The following is a 19,705-nucleotide window of genomic DNA, read 5'->3' as shown; positions in this document are numbered from 1 at the left end:
TCTTGCGATTCCGGAATGTGCCTGCAAAGGACGACGCCGACGCTGATGAAACGTCCTCAGTTGGTATCGAAATGGCTACCCCCGTGGCCACTCGCCTTCCGAGGGGACAGGCGGAACTCGTCGATCCAGGCGGGTTCAGGCGGGTTCAGGGCAGGCTGGCTTGTCGAGTACGAGGGCGGAATAACCACATTTCGCGCCGACGGCGCGCATGGCGCGTATGCGGTCAGTGACGGCGCGCCAGTCCTGGCGGTTCAGCTCCCGTAGCCCTGGCCAGCGGAGACGGAGCATCGTGCGGCCAACGGCGGTGGAGACAATGTGCGTCACCAGGGTGGCGTGTTGGAGGGGGCGGCGGACGACGGGACGTGTCCAGTCGTGCACCGCGTGGACGATGAAGCCGGTTCGAACGGCGTTGTCGAGGTAACGGTCCAGTGGCTCGAGCTCTTCGAAACGCCAGGTGTCGCGTACCAGCCGGTGGGGATCGAGGCCGTTGATCGTGCCGGGGTCGGGCTCGGGCCAGGTGAAGTCGACGAGGACCAGGCGGCCACCGGGGCGTAGCAGCCGGAAGGCTTCGGTCAGGAAGGCGCGCCGACCTTCCGGTCCGAAGTGGAAAGCAGCCTCCAGGCAGTGGACGCGGTCGAAGGATTCGTCGGCCAGCGCGACGTCGGCTACTCGAGCAGGCAGGGCGGTGACGTCGGCGACCGCGAACCGGGCGTTGAGCTGGTCGCCAAAGCGGTGCCGCGCCTGCTGGACCTGGTCGGGCTCGACGTCCACCCCCAGCACCTCACAGCCCCGCCGTGCCAGCCACGCGGTGCCAAGACCTCGGCCGCATCCGGCGTCGAGCACACGCTGTCCCTGGTGCACGTCCAACAGCGACAGTGACCGTCGCAGCAACCGACGTTGAAACCAGCCCAGACCGGTCACAGCGATCGGCAGGGTGGGCAGGGTGAAGTATCCGACGTTGACCAGATCTCCCCACCCCACATGGCGAAGTACGCGGAACAACACATTACTGTCGTTGTAGGCAGCCGCGTAACGAGGTTCGGACGTCACGGCGAAATCACTCCCTTGTCGAGCAGTACATGCCCGGTGCCACCCGGCTGATTCGCCGCGGTGTCCGGGACGGGTATCCAGGCGAGGGTGAGTACGTTCCCAGTGGGGCGGAGCTGGCAGCAACCGAGCAGGAGCCAGGCAGGAGTCCGCCAAGGTTGGACAGCACCAGGGTGAGCAGACCGCACACGATCGCCGCGGCGAGGGTGGCGTCCACCCATACCCCGCGGAGTGGAGGACGGATGGTCAGGATGAGACTGGTCTCCTCGTTGACGTCGAACTGCTCCGTAAATCACCGCACCCACATCCACGGCCTCCATCACTCCGAAGCTCGAGCCAATCAACTATCCGACCATCCCACCTCAACCACGAATCCCATACGTTGAGCTCACCTGGGCGTATGACAAATCGGTGAAGGTGCTCACGCCGTCAACCGCTCAGCGTGCCATCTATGTGCCGGACAACTGCTCTCGTTCCTGTGGGTGTGGGGCGGGGGACTGTTCGAAGATCAAGGCCGGTGTAACTCCCGATCACGGAAGTGCACCTGATGACCGACATGATGTCCGGCGTGGAGAACGCTGAGGACTCGAAGCCCGAGACCGGGCTGGACTGCACGAGGCTCTCCCTCCGCGGAGGATCTCGCCGGGTGGGGTGTAGTGGCGCAGGGCAGCTGGGTCAGCTCAGGGACTTCCTCGAACCGGCACTGGTCACCAGCGCCTACGCCCCGAAGAAGTCAGCCTCCAACGCGGTGACGTCCAGCCGGGCGCTGAACGTGGTGGTGACACAAAGCGGCTACGGGTGAACCGCTAGCGACGTTGGTCCGTATCAACGTCCGCTGGACACCGGACAATGGTCCAGCCGTCAGAGACTGCCGTGCTGGACCGTGATGTGCTGTCCAGGGCTACCAACACATCCGCACCAGGATGAAATAGGCTCAATGAACCCCTTGGTGTGTTTGTGTTTGACGGACACGTGGACGCTCCGTATTCGTCAAATGTCAAGCGGTGTTGCAAAGGAACTCGTGATCCGCGACAAGGTTCAAGTCGGTCGCGATAGAGTTGTTCAGGAAGAGTTTCGAATTGATGGAGCGTCGCCCTCGGCGATGGTCTCGCAATCGGCGCGGGAGAACCGCAAGTGCTTCCCGACGAACCGGCACGGCACCGCTCGTGCCGCGGCTTTGCGCCGGAACCACGAGGGCCGCACCTGCAACAACGCGGGCGCCTGCTCGGCGGTGTAGAGAAGACTTCGTCAGCCGCTTCGGCCCGAGCGCTCCCAGGCCTGTCCGCCGCCTGTGGTACGTCGTTGTTGTTGGACGGGGCAGTGGCCGAGGACCGGGTGTGCCGCTGCGCGGTCGCCGCTCGACCACCAGCCTGTTCGCCTCGTGCGCGGCAACGTCGGGACCGCCTCCAGCTGGCACGGCCGCGCCGGGGCTCCGGCGCGCCTGGTCAGGCCTGACCGGCAGCACATGGAGATGAGGGCGGTGTTGACGGCGGCGCATGACGTGATGTCCACGGCGAAGATCATCTGAATGAGTCAATGGTGTCTCCCAAACTGCTCGAGCTAGCAGTGGCAGCCCTGAACTCCGGAAACCAGCCCGTAGGGAACAGCTGGCCACCAACTTTCTCCGCATCAACAGCCACCGCTACCCCATCGACGTAGATCAAGAAGCGTCCTGATCAGGAGATAGACGACTGTGCTGACTTGCAGCCCTGACACACGGCCACCAGTGATTTGAACCCCGAACCCGCTGGTTGGAACGCTCTTACCCGCGTCCGCCGCAGCATGCTGAGCGCGGAGTATTGCTCCGCGCCTACGTGGAACCGGGGGGAGCGGCCATGACGACCGCCCATCGCGGGTCACGGCGAGGCGGCGAGGGCTTCCTTCTCGTCGGGTCTGGTTTGACGGTCATTCGTTCAGCAAAGCCGACGGAACGGATTGCCGTGCAGAAATTGACTGAACAGAGACGACCTTCTCGCTGGCGTCGTCGAGCAGGACCTGATTGTGGAGTTCCGGCGGACCTCGGCTCCCCTGCCAGGCCGGCGACTGAGGACCGCAACCAGACCAGCCCCAGAAAGCGAGGACCGCCGACCCGTAGTCGATGATCCACTATCCCCTGGTGGGTCGATGATGGACCAGATGGGTACATTTGGACAGCGTCCGAGTTTGTCAGCTCAGAACATGAGGTGCACAGTCCGGCAAATGGCGGAAAACTGGACGTCTGATGTCGCGGAGTGTAGTCGTCACGCGCACCAGGTCGGGTGAGGGTCCAGCGTCCCGGTGCGCTATTTGGATGCTTTGGTGGCTCTCGGCGGGGAGTTGGTCAAGGCCCGCCCGATGTTGCTGTAGGTATGCATTCATCGGGTGATTGCGGAGATCCGCGAGACGGTTCAGACTCAATGTAGATAGTTGCCGCGAGTAAGGCGGTCGTGCCCGTCAGTCATCGACAGGTCCCGACTCTGTTCAGCCGTGGTTGATGTTCTGGATCGGCGGGAAGGAGTGTCACAACCATGCCCTGGCAAGACGAGGTGTACAGCGCGGGCGGTGGAGATCGTGGAGGATGCGGTGCGGTGGCGGTGTTCGCCGCGCATGGGGCGTCGCCAGCGGTACATGCCGAGGCGGCTGCCCGTGGTTGCCGCGGACCGCGAGCCCCAGCACTTCGCGCTACCGGCCGTGGTGAGAAGCTGATCGCCGCCACGGAGTCCGCGGCGAGACTGTGGGACGCGATCACCTGCCCGGTCGACGGGCGGCGCCTGGACCCTACCGGGGCCGGGGAGAGCCGGAAGTTCGTGGTCGTATAAGCCGGGATCACCGGTGCGCATCTTGGGTCGAACCTCGCCGTGGTGGAGGTGACCCCGGCCCTGCACCGGGTCTTCGAGCACCCCTGGGATGTGTTGGTGCTCGGCATGGGTCACCTGGCCTGTGTGCGCAAGATCCTGACCGGCCGCCCCGGTGTGGCCAAAGCCCGCGCTCTGCACGGCCAGATCAATCGCCACGTGGTCGCGGCCGTCGGCGCCGGTGCGCTCACCGGTGGGATGTGCTGGGAGGCGCGCTGAACAACATCGGCGCCTGCGACCGGCGGCGGTCATGGTGCCAACGACAACCGGGCCCGACCTTCCCACGATCGCCCGGATGGACGGTATGGATATCTGATCTTCGTCAAAGGCACAGTCGTCGAAACGCTCCTCGAACAAGCCTCACCTACGCCGAAACCCGCAAGCTCGTACAAAGCCCCTGAACGCGCTGGACACGACGCTCGTCCCCGGTGAGGAACCAAATCCATGAGCCAGCCGCCGCACACTGTGCACCCGTCACCACCGAGGGAAACCAGCCCCTCGTCGCCCTTGGCAGCGCAACAGATCCTCGGCCACGTCCGCACGGTGGTCGATCCCGCGCTGCGCGCGGCCGTCAACCGACTGCCGGACTCGGTCCGGAGAGTGGCCGGATACCACTTCGGATGGTGGGACGAACACGGCCGCTCGATCACCACCGACTCCGGCAAAGCGGTCCGGCCCGCGCTGGCGCTGCTGGCCACGCAAGCCGTCGGCGGCACCGCTGCCTGCGGACTACCTGCAGCGGTCGCAGTGGAACTGGTCCACAACGCCTCCCTGCTCCACGACGACATCATCGACCGCGACGCCACCCGCCGGCACCGACCCACCGCCTGGTCGGCATTCGGCGTCCCCGCCGCGATCCTGGCCGGCGACGCCTTGTTCTTCCTTTCCATCCACATCCTGTCCACCGCCCCCGCCCCACTGAGCACCCAAGGACTGGCGTTCCTCGAAGAGGCAGTGCAGCAACTGATCGACGGCGAATACACCGACACCGCCTTCGAACACCGCACCGAAGTCACCCTGGCGCAATGCCAAGCCATGGCACAGGCCAAAACCAGCACACTCATCGCCTGCGCCTGCGCCCTCGGCGCACTAGCCGGTGGCGCGAACCCCACACAGACAGACCACCTCCGTAGCTTCGGGCACCACCTGGGCATCGCCTTCCAACTCGTCGACGACCTCATGGGCATCTGGGGCGACCCCGCCCACACCGGAAAACCCCACCTCTCCGACCTCCGTGCCCACAAGAAATCCCTGCCCGTCGTCGCCGCCCTCACCACCCCATGCCCCGCCAGCCAGGAACTCGCCAGCCTCTACCACCAGAACGCCCCCCTCACCGAACACCAACTACAACACGCCGCCACCCTGATCGAAGCCGCGGGCGGACGTGACTGGGCCACCCGCCAAGCGGACCACCACCTCACCACCGCACTACACCACCTCACCGCCGCCGACCTCGCAGACCATCCCGCCGCCCAACTCGCCACGCTCGCCCACATGATCATCCAACGAAACCACTAGAGGAACTGGATGACAGTAAGGAAGGCGGCCGAGGGGCATACCCGAGTCACCTGTGACACCGACGGCTACCGATGCGATCAACATGCGTGAGGAAGCGCCATGCCCCACTTCGACACCGCTGAGCCTCAGACCGTTCCCGAGGCACTTCTCTCCTTCTACTGCCCACTCGTCGCAGAGGTAAGTCCCGAGGCGGATCTCCTCCAGGAAAAGACACTCGCCTGGGCGACACGCTTCGATCTCGCCGCCGGCGACCCCCACCGCACCGCGATGTGGGCTCAGACCGGCGCGGCCATGACCGCTTTCCTCCTTCCGCATGCCACAGGCGCAGTTGCGGAGGCCTTCGCCTGCTACAACGCCTGGGCCTTTGGAGCCAACGACTACATCGAATCGACGCGACCGATCGCCGACACCATCGAAGTTCTGGGACGGTGGGAACGCACCATGCGTGCGCCGAACTCCTGGCCGAACTCCACCACCTCCATGGATCTCGCTCAGCAGGACGCGTTACTGCGAATACAGGAACATCTCACCCCTGTTCAGTGGGAGCGTTTCATCGCTGGCCAGAGCCACTGGCTTTGCGGCATGATGTGGGAGGTCGCTCTTCGCGCCCGGGACGCTCCCCTGTCACTCAACGAGTACCTTGCCTCGCGTCTCACCTGTGCCGGGGGCACCGCTGCGCCCTCTTACCTCGACGCGGTGGAAGGCATCGAACTCAGCGAACAGGAATGGGCCCACCCCGCAGTCCGAGCGGCCGCTGAGGTGGGCATGCTGGCCGCTGCTCTGGACAACGACCGCTACTCCTGTCTCAAGGAGCTTCTCCAACCGGTCAGGAAGCCGAACCTGTTCGACGCGATCCGCCGCGAACGCCCCAACTACTCCCGCGACCAGGTTGTGACCGAAGGCGTCGCCCTCCGCGACAGCTTCATGACCCTCTACCTGCGTCTGCGTGCACAGCTCCTGGCCTCAGCGGGGGAGGACCTACGCCGTTACCTGTCCGGACTCGACTGCTTCATCAGCGGAAACTTGGCCTACGCCACTGCGGCAGCTCGCCGCTACTCGCCTCCAGGGGTTGTCCTCACCATCACGCAGGTGGACCAGCCCAGCGATGGCAACACCGCTCCCGTCGACATCCCGACCGTCGCCTCGTGGTGGGACCAGCTCGATCGGCCACCGGGGGACGGTCGTGGAACCGGCCACGCGAGCTGAGACATCCAGGGACAGGCGGACATGCGGGAATGAGAATCGTTCACGCCCATCAAGCAGAAGGAGAAGTTGTTCGTGAAGCCCACCACGACCGCGTCTTTCGCGCACTTCACCGGGCTTCCGGTGACGGATGCTGTCCGCGTCTTCTGCCCGGTACCTCTCAAGACCCATCCGATCGGAGCGGCAGCACTCGACCGCCACGCGTGCGGGTGGGCAATCCAGCACGGTCTGATCACCGCCGAATCCCCCTACGCCCGGATGAACCTCGGTCTGGTCGCCGCGACATCGACGCCCTTCAGCTCGCCCGAGTTCGCCAAGGCGTGGGCCTGCGCCTGGTATTGGGCAGTACTGTGGGACGACTGGCTTGACGGGTTGGACACCGAGCCGACGGAACAGACTGTCCACACCGCTGAGGTACTCCGAGTCCTCTCCACCCCGTCCACGGTTCCCGACCCCGAGGACCGCTGGATCGCCAGTTTTCGCGACCTGTCCCGTTTGATGAAGAATTGTCTGCCTTCCGACGGACTCGCGGGATTTCAGCGGAGCTTCACGAACTGGCTGATCGGTGACCTGTGGAAGAGAAGCCTGCAACGCCGGACGGCCCCGCCCTCCCTCGGCGAGTACCTGCGCATGCGCTGGCAGAAGGCGGCCTTGGAGTCCGCCGCCTGGGGCGTCGCATCCGGCGGAGCGGGCTACACGCTGACAGTCGAGGAACACCTCGACCCTGTCGTCCACGCGTTCACCCAGGCGGTTCTCTATCCGTGCGCGCTATTCAACGACCTGGTCAGTCTGGCCAAGGAGGCCCCGGCGGCGCAGGCCGAACTGAACATCCTCACCGTTCTCGCACGTGAACACGGCATCGGCCGCGCGGAGGCACTGGGTACATACTGGGAACTGCACGAGCGCACGGTGTCCCTGATGTTGCGTCTACAGCGGCGTCTGCTGGCCGATCCCCGGCCCCATGTCGTCCGCTACGCCGTGCAGCTTCCCCAGTGGCTTCCCGCCACCATCCACTGGACCAGCACCAGCCTCCGCTACCTCGAACTACCCGCTGTGGCCGGGAACGAGGGCACCAGCATCACCTTGCCCAGCGTGTCGATGGTCGCCGATCCCACCGTGTGGGACCCGGACGATCTCACGCCGCCGCCCTACCCCGACATCGCCTGGTGGTGGGACCAGGTTGGCTGACTGCCTCATCCGATCGTCATGGGGTGCGGCGGCGCAAGGTGAAGGCACCCAGGATCAAGCAGGCGAGCAGGAACGCGGTGACCGCGGCGAGGTCGGCCAGCAAAGCCGAGGTGATGCCGGGTTCGGTGGCGATGCGGCTGGTCGCCTGGACGGCGTAGGTCATCGGCATCGTGTCGGCGAGCAGCCGCAGTGTGCCGTCCATCGCCTCGGGTGGCACGAACAGGCCACACAACAGGAACTGCGGCAGGATGACCGCCGGGAGGTACTGCACCGCCTGGAACTCGGTGCGGGCGAAGGCGCTGGTGAGCAGGCCCAGCGCGAGACCCAGCAGAGCGTCCAGCGCCGCGGCGAGGAGCAGCAACCACACCGGGCCTGCCACACGCATCCCCAGCACACCGACCGCGAGACCGGTGGCTATCCCGGCCTGGGCCACGGCGAGCACGCCGAAGGCCACGACGTAGCCCAGCAGCAGGTCGAGTCTGCGCATCGGCAGGCACAACAGGCGGTCCAGCGTTCCGTTGACCCGTTCTCGCAGGGTGGCCACCGAGGCGACCAGGTACATCACGATCAGCGGGAACACCCCGAACAGCTGGGGCCCCGCCCTGGCGAACGAGCCCGGCACCCCGTGGAACACCCACCGCAGCAGGATGAGCAGTACACACGGCAACGCCAGGATCAGGGCGACAGTGCCCAGGTCGTGGGCGAGTTGACCGAGCACTCTGCGGGCGGTCGCGAACACCGTCCTCGCCTCCCGCCCGGCCGGGACAGTCATCCCGCCTCCAGCGAGTGCGGCGCCTCGACCAGACGGAGGAAGGCATCCTCGGCACGGACGGTCCCGGTTCGGGCCAGCAACTCGCCGCGGTCTCCGGCGGCGAGCAGTCTGCCCTCACGCAGCAGCAGCAACCGGTCGCAACGATCCGCTTCATCCATCACGTGACTGGACACCAGCACGGTGGTGCCGTGGCGTGCCTGCCGGCCGAACAACGCCCACAGGTCACGACGCAGCACCGGGTCCAGTCCCACCGTGGGCTCGTCCAGCACCAGCAGCCGCGGTGTGCCCAGAAAGGCCACGGCCAGCGAGACCCGGGAGCGCTCACCACCGGACAGCCGTCCCACGACCGTACCCGCGAGGGCGGTCAGGTCCACATCGCTCAGCACCCGCCGCACGGCTTGTGCTCTGGGCTCGCCACGCAGACCGAGCACGGAGGCGAAATACCGCAGGTTCTCCCGCACCGTCACATCCGGATACACCGACGGCGCCTGGGACACATACCCCACTTCACGACGCAACGACGCCGAGCCCGCCGGCAGCCCCAGAACCTCCACCGTCCCACTCGCCCGCGCCTGTAGTCCAACGATCGTGCGTATCAACGTCGTCTTGCCGGATCCACTCGGACCGAGCAACCCGGTCACCGAGCCCATCGGCACGGCAAAGCTGATATTCCGCAGGACCACCCGGCGACGGACCACAGTCATCTGATCTACCCGAACCACCGGCTGCTGGTTCTCGCTGAGCGCATCAAGGGGCACGAACAACGACAGTGCCTACGAACGAGGCCCTGGTCAAGAACACGAAAGAATGAACAATCCCTGCAGATGGACGTCAACAAGATGATCATAACCTTCGCCGGACATTTCACGACGAATATGGAATCCGTTCATGGAAATTCGACAACTCATCCCGATGCTATCTCACCGCATTGCTTGAAAAGTTCCTCGAACCCAACCCGGCCGAGGCCCGATAGTCAAGTGGATCTTCGAGTGGCGACTGGAGGAGCGACTCGGCTACCAACCAATCGCCGACCGGCTCAACCGAGATCTGGTGACCAACCCGCCGCCCTCACCCACACTCCGTCACGGGCGGTCGGCCTGTGGACCTACTCCAACGTGCGCGACATTCTCACCAACCCGAAGTACACCGGGCACATGGTGTGGAACGGCCGCGCCCGCAAATCCGTCGGAAACAAGCGCAACCCGTCTCCCAATGGATCTGGTCACCCCAACCCGTGCACGAGGTACTGGTCGACCTCCACACCTTCATCCAGACCCAAGAAGTCAGCGGCCACAGCTTCGGCTCCCGCACCGCCGACGAAGCCAACACCAAGCACCCGCAGACCAAACGGTCGGGTCTGCTGCACCGTCAGGTGACATCTTGACCTGCCCTACTGGATGGGTTCCAGAGTTGGTAGCTAACTGGCGGCCTGTTCGAGAGGCTGTGCACTGTGCCCCGTCCGTACCCCGCTGAGTTCCGAGCGCGCGCCGTCGCGTTGGTCCGAGCTGGCAAAGAGCAGAAGCAGACCGCGGTGGACCTGGGTATCCATCCGGTGACGTTGTCGAAGTGGGTCAAGCAGGACCGGATCGATCGCGGCGAGATTCCTGGCACTCCGAGCAGCGAGTCCGTCGAGCTGCGCGCCGCTCGAAGGCGGATCCATGAGCTCGAGACCGAGTTGTTGATCGTGCGTCAGGCGGCGACGTTCCTGGGGCAGGAGCGTCCCCGCCCAAAAGGTTCTACCCGATGATCGACAGGCTCACCGACGCCGGGATTCCGGTCGACCGTTCCTGTCGCGTCCTCGGGGTCGCGCGCCAGAACTACTACAAGGCCAAACGAACACCGACCACGCCGACGGAACTGCGACGCCGCTGGCTGACCGGCGTGATCCGGGAAGTGCACGTCGCCTCACGCGGCACCTACGGCCATCGACGGGTGCACGCAGAACTCACTCTCGGCATGGGCATCACCGTCTGCGAGCGAACCGTATGGCTACTGATGAACCAGGCCGGCATCCACGGACTTCCCGGTCCAACACGGGTCAAACAGCTCCGCGGCGTCGCCACCGCCGGCGACCTGGTGAACCGCAAGTTCCATCGACTGAAACCGAACGAACTATGGGTCACCGACATCACCCAGCACAGGACAAGGGAAGGATGGCTTTACTGCGCCGCGGTCCTCGATGCGTTCAGCCGTCGAATCGTGGGCTGGTCTATCGACTCCAAACAGGACTCAACCCTGGTCGTCAACGCACTCGACATGGCCATCCGCAACCGGCGCCCCGAGCCCGGAGGCATCGTCCACGCCGACCACGGAACCCAGTTCACCTCCTGGGTCTTCGGCGACAAGATCCGCTCAGCCGGCCTCCTGCCATCCTTCGGAACAGTCGGAGACGGCCTCGACAACGCGATGATGGAATCCTTCTGGTCATCCATGCAGATCGAGCTACTGAACCGTCAACGATGGAAGACCCGCGTGGAGTTGGCCAACGCGATCTTCGACTACATCGAGATCTTCCACAACCGCCGACGACGGCACTCCGCCCTCGGCTACCTCACCCCAATCGAGTACGAACTACGCTCTGACCGCGAGACCATCACCGCTGCTAGTTAGCCACGACGACTGGAACCCTTCCGGTGGGGCAGGTCATCTGAGTTGGCTTGCCGTGATGGTGAGCTGGGAGGATGTAGCTGTGCCCAAGCCCTACCTCATGAGTTCCGCGACGATGTCGCGCAGGTCGCCCGTAACCGCGAGCCCGGCGTGACCGTCGAGCCGATCACCAAGGACTTCGGGTCCGCCCGATGACCTGCTCAAATGGCTGCGCAAGCCGACACCGACGAAGGCACCAAACCCGGTGTGAGCCGCAGCGACTCGACCGAGCTGCGCGAGGCCCGCAAGCGGATCAAGCTGCTGGAGCAGGAGAACGAGGGTCCTGCGGCGCGCGACCGCGTATCTGTCGCAGGCGAACCTGCCGGGAAAAGGCTCTACCCGCTTGTGAACGAGCTCGCCACAGACGGGATTCCGTCGCGGTGACGTGCCGGTCTTGAACATCGCTCGACAGCCGTACTACCGATGGCGTGCCGGCCGGTCACCAAGGCAGAACTCGAGCGGGCGTATCGGGCGAACGCGTTGTTCGACGCTGTGCGTACCGAAAACCGTATACGCGCCGGTTGAGCTGCATGGCGATACTCGTGGATGACTCCACCCAGGCGGTCCCGTCGAGCTACGTCGAGGCATTCGATCTGGCCGGGTTTGAGAGACTGGGGCAGGGTCCGCGGGGGGCTGCGGCGGCAAGTGATCGGGTGGGAACGACAGGTCGCAGAACTGGTCACCGAGGGGCTGTCCAACAAGCAGATCGCCGAGTGGCTCGTGATCGCCCAGCGCACCACCGAAGGCCATGTCGACCGCATCCTGGCCAAGCCCGGTTTCGCCAAACGCACCAGGTCGCGAATCTGGATCACCGAACAGCGAAGAACTCGGGACAATCGACAACCCGCAGGGTCCCACAACTCTGCGCCGAACCACTCCCTGCCCTCGTTCGGACGGACCGCGCGGCGCTCGCCGTAGCGCTGGTACGACGCCTGCCCAACCGGTTAGGGAAACACAGGGTGACGACAAGGCACAATCCGACAACAGACCGGTCCAACGTGCAAACCAGACAGCACAGCCGATGCAGCGCGATACGAAATTCAAATGACCGCAGGACCCTCTTGACCGTCGGCGCGGGTCGCGTTCCATGCACCCAAGCACGGGCGAGATCATTCCCAACCCGGCCGGAGTTCTGATCCACGAACCGACCTCACGGGATTTGACACTCCCACCTAGATGACATGCAGTAGGCCAGACGGGCTACAAATCTTCCTGTGCTTGGTCGACCGCCATAGGCTCTCTCTGCCGTGGGCCCGCTCGGAAGGATTCCCCTACCCGACCCTCCGGAGTGATCATGAAAGATTCGCACCGAAAGAGCTGATGCAGTGATCACTGTCGTCAACGACCCTCAGGGCACTCGTGACATCACGACGTGAAATATCTCAACAAAGCCGCCATGCCCTGCGGAATCAATCCGTCATGACGGCATGGAAGAAAACCCCTGTGCGCACGTTCGCGGGGCGTGTCGGGTAGATGCACACTGAGCCCGCATGACCTTTTTCCGACATCACCGGCGCTCATCCTACGCCCACTGATCACGATTTCACCTGCAGACATCACGAGGTTCCACTGCGACAAACGAAAAAGGACCGATCCTATGCACGGGTATGCGCTCGACAACGCTGCCGCCGAAACGGTTGAACGCTTCGAAGCCCTCGAATCCTGCTATGACGCCGCGACCTGGGATTCGTTGCAGCACACCGGTCTGACCGCCGGGTGGAACTGCCTGGAAATCGGTGCGGGCGGCGGTTCGATCGCGCTCTGGCTGGCGGGAACGACCGGACCGGGCGGCCGGGTCACCGTCACCGACATCGAGCCCGGTCAGCTCACCCCCGGGCTTCTGTCCTGCCCGAACGTCCAGGTGCTGCGGCATGACGTGGTCGGCGACCCATTGCCGGAGGCGGAGTTCGATCTCGTGCACGCCCGTCTCGTGCTGCTGCATCTGCCCGAACGACGTCAGGTCCTGCAACGCCTGGTCCGGTCACTGCGGCCAGGGGGATGGCTCGTCCTGGACGAGTTCGACTGTTCGTGGACCCCGGTCCTGATGACTCCCCGTGAGGGCGTGGAAGCGATCTTCGAGCGGGTGCACGCCGCGTTCCTCGCGTCGCTCACCGCGTCCGGGGCGGATGTGACGTGGGGCCGGAAGGTGTTCGGCGAGTTCGTGCGGGCCGGGCTCGGCGAGGTGGCGGCCACCACGTTCGCCATGGCATGGCCTGGGGGCAGCGTGGGAGCGAGTCTGCACCACGCCAACACCACGCAACTGGCCGGCCGGATTCTGGAGCACGGTGTCACCGAGGAAGATCTCCGGCTTTTCTGGTCCATGCTGGGCGATCCGGGATTCGCGGTCCAGTCCTACCCCATGATCAGCGTTCGCGGCAGGCGCGGCAGATGACCACCGTCGACACGCCGGACACAGCGGCTGAGATCGTTGCACGGCAGGCCCTTCTGGCCCTGGACTCGATGGTGTGGGCGGACCGCGCGATCTGTGAGCCCATGACGAGCCCGGCATCGTTGCGGGAACTGGTACCCCTCACCGAGGACGCGGCGGAGGTGGTGCGCCGGGCGCGGCGGTCGATCCGCGACGTGCTGGACGGCGCCGACGACCGTCTGCTGGTGATCGTCGGTCCCTGCTCGATCCACGACCACGACTCCGCGCTCGACTATGCCGACCACCTGACGGCGCTGGCCGGACAGCTGTCCGAGGACCTGGTCGTGGTGATGCGCGCCTACTTCGAGAAGGCCCGGACCGCGACGGGCTGGCCCGGTCTGTCCACCGTCCCGGTCGTGGACGGCCAGCCCGACCCCATGTCGGGTTTCCGGCTGGCCAGATCGATCATGGCGGACATCGTCCAGCGCGGCCTCCCCCACCGTCAGCTGGCCAGCGGGCTGGCCATGCCCATCGGCATGAAGAACCGCACCGACGGCTGCGTGGAGGCGGCTGTGAACGCCATCCTGGTCGCCGAACGCGGTCACGCCCTCCTCGACGTCGATCAGAACGGACAGCTCTGCGTCCGGCGGACTCCCGGCAACCGGCACTGTCATCTCGTACTGCGCGGCGGCACACACGGATCGAACCATCACGCCTCGGCGATCGAGGAGGCCCGGCGGTTGCTGCGCTCGGCGTCGCTGCCCGAGCGGCTGGTCGTCGACGCCAGCCACGGCAACAGCGGCAAGGACCACGAACGCCAGGCCGCCGTCGCCCACGACATCGCCGGGCAGGTCGCAGGCGGCGACCAGGCCATCCGCGGCGTCATGATCGAGAGCTTCCTGCTGCCTGGCAGGCAGGAACCGGTGCCCGGCCGGACTCTGGAGCACGGGCGCAGCGTCACCGACTCCTGCCTGAGCTGGCCGGCGACCGCCGAGGTCCTGACGGAGCTGGGCCAGGCGTCGGCCGCCCGGCGCCGGCGCAGGGGTCACAGCGGGCACGCGACCGCGCGGACGCGGACCGAAGCGGTGAGCATCACCGGTTCACCAGCCGACCGCGCAGTCGCCCTCGCTCGCACCGGCCTGTTCGACACCTACATGGTCTACGAACGAGGCGGCGTCTGGACGGTGGCCGGTGGCGTGCTGGCCTCGGTCACCCTGGACGCGACGCGCATTCGCCGCACCCACGCCGGGGACGAGCACTCCCGCACCTGGACGTCACGACCACTGCGAGCTCTCGGTGAGGCCCTGGCAGAGCTGCCCATGCCGAGATGGACCGCCTACGGCTGGATCGCTTTCGAGGCCGGTCAACCAGACCGCACCGGTGACGACGATCTCGCCCAGCTGATCGTGCCGCAGACCGAGGTACGCATCTCGGCCGGCACCGCGCTGATCACCTGCGCCGACCAGCATCTGCGACAGGCCATCCGCCGAACCCTCACCGCAGACCTCCCCGCGCGCCCACCCGGTTCGGTCACCGTGGACATCAGCTCCGATCGCGACTGGTACTGCGACGCCGTCGCCGCCGCCGTCCGGGAAATCCACGACGACCACTTCCGGAAAGTGATTCTGTCCCGATCTGTTCCCGTGCCGTCCGCCATCGACATCCCCAGCACCTACCTGCGAGGCCGCGCGGCCAACACACCTGCCAGATCCTTCCTGCTCAAGATGAGCGGCATCACCGCGGCGGGGTTCTGTCCCGAGACCGTCCTGCAAGCCGGGCCCGACCGGATCGTCTCCACCCAGCCACTGGCCGGCACCAGAGCACTCGGCACCGACCCGCACGAGAACCTGCGGCTGCGCCAGGAACTGCTCAGCGATCCCAAAGAACTCCTCGAACACACCCTGTCCGTACAGGCGGCCTGCGACGAGCTGCGGCAGGTCTGCGCGCCGGACTCGGTCGTCGTCAACGAACTGCTGTCGGTCAAGGAACGCGGCAGCGTGCAACACCTCGCCTCACGAGTGAGCGGGCGACTCTCAGCCGATCACACCGCCTGGGACGCACTGGAGGCCGTCTATCCCGGAGTCACCGCTTCCGGAATCCCCAAAGCCGCAGCACGCGACTACATCGCCCGCACCGAACCGAACCCCCGCGACCTGTACGCCGGCGCCGTTCTGACCGCCTCAAGCGACGGCGCGCTCGACGCAGGCCTGGTGCTACGCACCGTCTTCGAGAAGGACGGCCGCCAATGGCTACGTGCCGGCGCCGGCATCGTCGCCGAGTCACGACCCGAACGGGAATACGAAGAAACATGCGAAAAACTCCGCAGCGTCGCACCTCACCTCGTCCCCGCCCACCACGGAGGCGACCATGCCGCACTGCCGGCATGACGCTGCGGAGCCAATCGCCGTCATAGGCATAGCGTGCCGCCTACCAGGAGCCAACAGTCCGGACGAGTTCTGGCGGATGCTGGTGACGCAGCGGCCCCGGCCGACCGGATCAGCACCGCCCCGGGAAGCCTCGGCGGTTTCCTCGACCGGATCGACTTGTTCGACGCTGATTTCTTCGGCGTCTCGCCGCGTGAGGCGGCGGCCATGGATCCACACCAGCGGCTGATGCTGGAGTTGTGCTGGGAAGCGCTGGAGGACGCCGGCGTCGTCCCCTCGACGCTGGCGGGAAGCCGGACCGGTGTGTTCACCGGTGCCATCTGGGACGGCTACGCGGCACTGATGGCGTGCAACGGAGCAACTCAGGCTCGTCGAGTCGTTGTGCTGATCGTTTGCAGAAGACCGGGCCCGAGCGGCTTGGCGTTGCCCAGTGGTTGTTGGGCAGCCAGCACCCGGCTTAGGGGTCAAGAATTCGATTCCAACGCTCAATATCCTAGGGCAGGTGGGATGCAATCACTCGGCCGGGCGGTGAAGAAGCTACGGGCAGTGACATTCGTCCCGATTCGTTGCATGATGACACAAATTCTTTCGAAGCGGTGTCCGAATCCTGCCCGGCTTTGTGCATCTTGAATCGTTTGGCGGACGACGTTGACGGTGAGTCACCACCGCCCCAGGTTCTCACTGGATGGAGCGCACGGCATCACTCCCGTGAAGACCCGGTCAGGTGACATGACCGCTTTTGTGTTGTCGGTGTGCATTACCTGGCGCAGGATCGCTTTCCGGAGGTGTTTGCAGGCCGCGTTGAACCTGAAGGGCTACCCGCGATGCCGGTTGACGTACCGACGCTGCTCACCAGTCTGCGCACCGGGCGGTTGGACATGGAGTCGCTCGGCGCGTTTCCGGAACAGGATCCTGCAGATCGTGCCGTCGGCGACGAGTGGGTCGCACAGGCGGAGACGTTCATGCGGCGGCAGGTCGATCCCGATGACATCGACTCTACGCGAGAACTGCCCGCAGGACTGATCGACGCGCTACGCCGTGAAGGTTTCCTCACCGCCGCGTTCCGCACCGAGAAAAAGGCGGCGTTATCGCCGTACAACGTGCTGCGGCTGGTGACCGCGATGGCGACGTGGTCGGTCCCGGTCGCGCAGGTCGTCGCTGTTCACGCTGGAGTCGGCGCCGGTGCCCTTGATCCGGTGTTGCCGGACGGACCGCTGCGGGAGCTGGTGCGGGATCGGATCGGCAACGGGGTGCTGTCCGGGTTCGCCGACACCGATCCGGCAGGGCAGAACAACCGGCTGCCGCGGATGACCGCGACCCGCACCGGTGATGGCTCGGCGGTGTTGTTGCACGGTGAGAAGCTCTACACGGCCAACGGCCCAGTCGCCGGCCTGCTGGCTGTCTCGGCGGTGCTGGATGGCCAGGTCTGTGTGTGTTTCGTCGACACCGCGAGCCCGGGGTTCTCGGTCGAGTCCACGATCGAGTTCATCGGCAGCAAGGGTCTGCCGAGTGGCGCGCTGCGTTTCGACGGGGTCCGGGTGCCCGCCAATCGTGTGTTGTCCGGTGTCGACGGTCAGTTGCGGCTCCCGCCGGCGCTGAACTCGGTGGCTTTCCTCGGGAGGATCTACCTCGCCGGCGGACCGGCGATCGCGATCGTGCGCAACTGCCTGGCCTGGTCGCGCGACTTCGTCAATCGGCGCCGCGTCGACGACCGGCCGCTCGGAGACTACTCCCGGATCCAGCGGATGGTCGCGGCCACCATGGCGGACGCCTATGCCGTGGACAGCGTGGCGCGATGGTGTCTGGTGGGCTCCGGACTGGCTGACCGGTGGCTGGAACGGTTCGTGGCGAAGAACGTGCTGACCAGGACTGCGTGGCACGCCGCGGATCGCACGGTGTCGTTGCTGGGCGCCGAGGGCGTGGAGACCGCCGCCAGCAAGCGGCGGCGTGGCGCGGTTGCGCTGCCGGTGGAACGGGCGCTGCGGGACAGTCGCGTACTGCGCACTGCGGGCAACGTCGACTTCCGGCTCGACAGCCAGGTGGCGCAGCTGATCCTGGCCGGCACCCACGGTGAAGGCCCGGCTGTCGATCGGGTGGATCTCGGGCGGTCCGCGACTGGTCTCTCGCTCCGCAACCAGGTCCATCTCGGCGCGGTGGCGGAGCAGGTCCGTTGGTTCGCCAAGTTGTGCGCGCAGACAAGGGACACGGATGCGGTGACGTCCGGCGCCGACGAGCATCTCCTCGTCACCGTGGGCAGGATCGCGGCGGAGCTGGTCACGGCGAGCGTGGTGCTCAGCCGCACGGCGCAGCTGGACACGGCTGAGGCGCAGGACCTCGCGGACGTGCACTGCACGGCAGCCCGGCATCGCCTGACGGGTCTCTGGCGGAAGCTCGAACCGGACGACGAACCCGATTACCGGACCATCAGCCGCGGCTGGCTGGCCGGTTCGGCCTTCGAGTTCCTCGGCGGTCGTCATGGCCGATAACCGGCTGACACCCGCCATCGAGCTTCCCGAGGTGCTCGGCGGAATCGACCTGGCCGATCCCAGCGGGTTCACCGGTGGGGTTCCGTACGAGTTGTTCGCCCGGCTGCGGCGGGAAGCACCGGTGGTGTTCCACCCGTGCGGGCCCGATCCTGCGAACGGGTTCTGGGTGCTGACCCGGCACGCCGACATTGTCGCCGCAGCGAGCGATCCCGCCTTCTCCGCCGAGGGTGGAGGAACACGCCGGGGTGGGGGCACCCATCTGGAGGATCTGCCGGCGGGCCAGCCGACGGGTGCGGTGCTGTTCATGATGGACGACCCCAGACACGAGCTGATCAAGCGGGCGTTGCGGCCCTTCCTCACCGGGCCCGCGGTCGAGACGCTGTTACACGAGCTACGTGCACGCGCTGTCGAACTCGTCAACCGTGCTGTGGCATCAGGTGTGCTCGATGTGGTGAGTGCCGTCGCGGAACCGTTCGCCCTGCACGCGATCTGCGCCCTGCTCGGTGTGCCCCACCAGGACAGGGCACTGCTGACCGGCTGGTTGCGGGCAGTGGTCGGGTTCACCGACCGGCGCACCGGCCGTGTGGACGACCACTCCCGTGCCACGTTCGACGCCATGCGGCGGTACTTCCAGCGCAAGGTCAGCAAGAAGCACGCGTGTCCAGTCCGCGATCTCGGTGGGGCCATCGCAGCCGGTGACGTGCCCGGTGGCCGTCCACTGTCGACAGTGGAACAGGAAGCCCACGCGCTGGTCCTGTTCGTCTCCGGTTACGAGCAGGTGCGGAACACGACGGCCGCGGCCGTCGCCGCGTTCGCCGAGCACCCCGGCCAGTGGCGTCTGTTGCGAGACGACCGTTCGCTGCTCGGCAGCGCGGTCGAAGAGGTCCTCCGCTGGGCGCCGCCCAATCCGTACAACCGGCGCACAGCCTGCACCGATGTGATCGTGGCCGGACAGCACATCCGCGCTGGGGACAAGGTGACCTTCTGGTGGCCGGCGGCGAACCGTGACCCCGAGGTCGTCCGCGACCCCGACGTGTTCGCCATCCGGCGAAACCCCAACCCTCACGTGGCGTTCGGCGCGGGCAGCCACCTGTGTGCGGGTGCCGAGCTCAGCCGAGCGCTGTTGCGACTGGTGCTGACCTCTCTGCTCGACCAAGTCGAACAGATCCAGCCAGCGGGGCCGGTCGTCTTCTCCCCCAACAACAAACACACAGTGCCGCTCAGTGTCCCAGTGGAACTCAACGGAAAGGTGACATGAC

The 19,705-nt window shown here is 65.9% G+C and carries 17 protein-coding genes and 3 pseudogenes; 17 read left to right on the top strand and 3 right to left on the bottom strand.

Translation table 11 applies throughout. From position 1 onward, the window contains the following. Positions 1 to 135: 135 nt before the first annotated feature. The gene (locus tag C8D87_RS18805) at positions 136 to 1,050 is read right to left on the bottom strand and encodes a class I SAM-dependent methyltransferase (RefSeq protein ID WP_215732373.1); all 915 of its coding nucleotides are present in this window, start codon (positions 1,048 to 1,050) and stop codon (positions 136 to 138) included. A 544-nt stretch (positions 1,051 to 1,594) separates the two neighbouring features. Here C8D87_RS18805 and C8D87_RS18800 point away from each other — a divergent pair. The 7 genes from C8D87_RS18800 (at position 1,595) to C8D87_RS18775 (ending at position 7,790) form a co-directional block, all read left to right on the top strand. Further along, positions 1,595 to 1,849 (top strand): hypothetical protein, encoded by a 255-nt coding sequence (locus C8D87_RS18800; RefSeq protein ID WP_146771766.1) that lies wholly within the window; start codon positions 1,595 to 1,597, stop codon positions 1,847 to 1,849. Between the two features lie 300 nt (positions 1,850 to 2,149). Next, complete coding sequence (locus tag C8D87_RS48610; protein ID WP_267899869.1) at positions 2,150 to 2,284, top strand: hypothetical protein; 135 nt, start codon at positions 2,150 to 2,152, stop codon at positions 2,282 to 2,284. Between the two features lie 144 nt (positions 2,285 to 2,428). Then, positions 2,429 to 2,575 carry a hypothetical protein gene (locus C8D87_RS45990; RefSeq protein WP_170166480.1) on the top strand — a complete coding sequence of 49 codons (147 nt, stop codon included), beginning with the start codon at positions 2,429 to 2,431 and terminating at the stop codon, positions 2,573 to 2,575. Between the two features lie 1,312 nt (positions 2,576 to 3,887). Continuing rightward, complete coding sequence (locus tag C8D87_RS46980; RefSeq protein WP_233442176.1) at positions 3,888 to 4,100, top strand: 1-deoxy-D-xylulose-5-phosphate synthase N-terminal domain-containing protein; 213 nt, start codon at positions 3,888 to 3,890, stop codon at positions 4,098 to 4,100. Positions 4,101 to 4,325: 225 nt separating this feature from the next. Beyond that, the gene (locus C8D87_RS18785) at positions 4,326 to 5,399 is read left to right on the top strand and encodes a family 2 encapsulin nanocompartment cargo protein polyprenyl transferase (protein ID WP_112227652.1); all 1,074 of its coding nucleotides are present in this window, start codon (positions 4,326 to 4,328) and stop codon (positions 5,397 to 5,399) included. A 99-nt stretch (positions 5,400 to 5,498) separates the two neighbouring features. Further along, on the top strand, positions 5,499 to 6,605 hold the full coding sequence (locus C8D87_RS18780; RefSeq protein ID WP_112227651.1) for a terpene synthase family protein: 1,107 nt from the start codon (positions 5,499 to 5,501) through the stop codon (positions 6,603 to 6,605). A gap of 72 nt (positions 6,606 to 6,677) precedes the next feature. Beyond that, on the top strand, positions 6,678 to 7,790 hold the full coding sequence (locus C8D87_RS18775; RefSeq protein WP_146771765.1) for a terpene synthase family protein: 1,113 nt from the start codon (positions 6,678 to 6,680) through the stop codon (positions 7,788 to 7,790). 16 nt (positions 7,791 to 7,806) lie between these two features. On the opposite strand, the gene C8D87_RS18770 is transcribed toward C8D87_RS18775, so the two are convergent. Further along, the gene (locus C8D87_RS18770) at positions 7,807 to 8,562 is read right to left on the bottom strand and encodes an ABC transporter permease (protein ID WP_112227649.1); all 756 of its coding nucleotides are present in this window, start codon (positions 8,560 to 8,562) and stop codon (positions 7,807 to 7,809) included. Further along, on the bottom strand, positions 8,559 to 9,266 hold the full coding sequence (locus tag C8D87_RS18765) for an ABC transporter ATP-binding protein (protein WP_109642687.1): 708 nt from the start codon (positions 9,264 to 9,266) through the stop codon (positions 8,559 to 8,561). The genes C8D87_RS18770 and C8D87_RS18765 overlap by 4 nt, the downstream gene beginning before the upstream one ends. Before the next feature lie 120 nt (positions 9,267 to 9,386). Here C8D87_RS18765 and C8D87_RS49195 point away from each other — a divergent pair. The 10 genes and pseudogenes from C8D87_RS49195 to C8D87_RS18720 form a co-directional block, all read left to right on the top strand. After that, positions 9,387 to 9,752 (top strand): annotated as a pseudogene (locus C8D87_RS49195) (recombinase family protein); the annotation flags it as partial. A 44-nt stretch (positions 9,753 to 9,796) separates the two neighbouring features. Next, positions 9,797 to 9,946: a hypothetical protein gene (locus tag C8D87_RS47800; protein WP_233442175.1), complete on the top strand. Its 150-nt coding sequence runs from the start codon at positions 9,797 to 9,799 to the stop codon at positions 9,944 to 9,946. 66 nt (positions 9,947 to 10,012) lie between these two features. Beyond that, a pseudogene (locus C8D87_RS18755) lies at positions 10,013 to 11,172 on the top strand (IS3 family transposase). Between the two features lie 201 nt (positions 11,173 to 11,373). Beyond that, entirely contained in the window at positions 11,374 to 11,592 is a 219-nt protein-coding gene (locus C8D87_RS18750) for a hypothetical protein (RefSeq protein ID WP_112227648.1), read from the top strand. Positions 11,593 to 11,754: 162 nt separating this feature from the next. Then, a complete protein-coding gene (locus C8D87_RS48605) occupies positions 11,755 to 12,126 on the top strand; it encodes a response regulator transcription factor (protein ID WP_112227647.1) in 372 nt (123 codons plus the stop codon). Between the two features lie 679 nt (positions 12,127 to 12,805). Further along, complete coding sequence (locus C8D87_RS18740) at positions 12,806 to 13,600, top strand: class I SAM-dependent methyltransferase (RefSeq protein WP_112227646.1); 795 nt, start codon at positions 12,806 to 12,808, stop codon at positions 13,598 to 13,600. Next, positions 13,597 to 15,963 (top strand): salicylate synthase, encoded by a 2,367-nt coding sequence (locus C8D87_RS47795; RefSeq protein WP_112227645.1) that lies wholly within the window; start codon positions 13,597 to 13,599, stop codon positions 15,961 to 15,963. Before C8D87_RS18740 ends, C8D87_RS47795 begins: the two co-directional genes overlap by 4 nt. Continuing rightward, positions 15,944 to 16,590: pseudogene (locus C8D87_RS49190) on the top strand (beta-ketoacyl synthase N-terminal-like domain-containing protein). The gene C8D87_RS47795 and the pseudogene C8D87_RS49190 overlap by 20 nt, the downstream one beginning before the upstream one ends. A 194-nt stretch (positions 16,591 to 16,784) precedes the next feature. After that, on the top strand, positions 16,785 to 18,446 hold the full coding sequence (locus C8D87_RS18725; RefSeq protein ID WP_112227643.1) for an acyl-CoA dehydrogenase family protein: 1,662 nt from the start codon (positions 16,785 to 16,787) through the stop codon (positions 18,444 to 18,446). Further along, positions 18,436 to 19,704 carry a cytochrome P450 gene (locus tag C8D87_RS18720; RefSeq protein ID WP_112227642.1) on the top strand — a complete coding sequence of 423 codons (1,269 nt, stop codon included), beginning with the start codon at positions 18,436 to 18,438 and terminating at the stop codon, positions 19,702 to 19,704. Before C8D87_RS18725 ends, C8D87_RS18720 begins: the two co-directional genes overlap by 11 nt. Position 19,705 lies beyond the last annotated feature (1 nt).

The organism is Lentzea atacamensis, assembly GCF_003269295.1.
GTDB lineage: Bacteria > Actinomycetota > Actinomycetes > Mycobacteriales > Pseudonocardiaceae > Lentzea > Lentzea atacamensis.
This window is presented reverse-complemented; position numbering and strand designations above follow the sequence as displayed.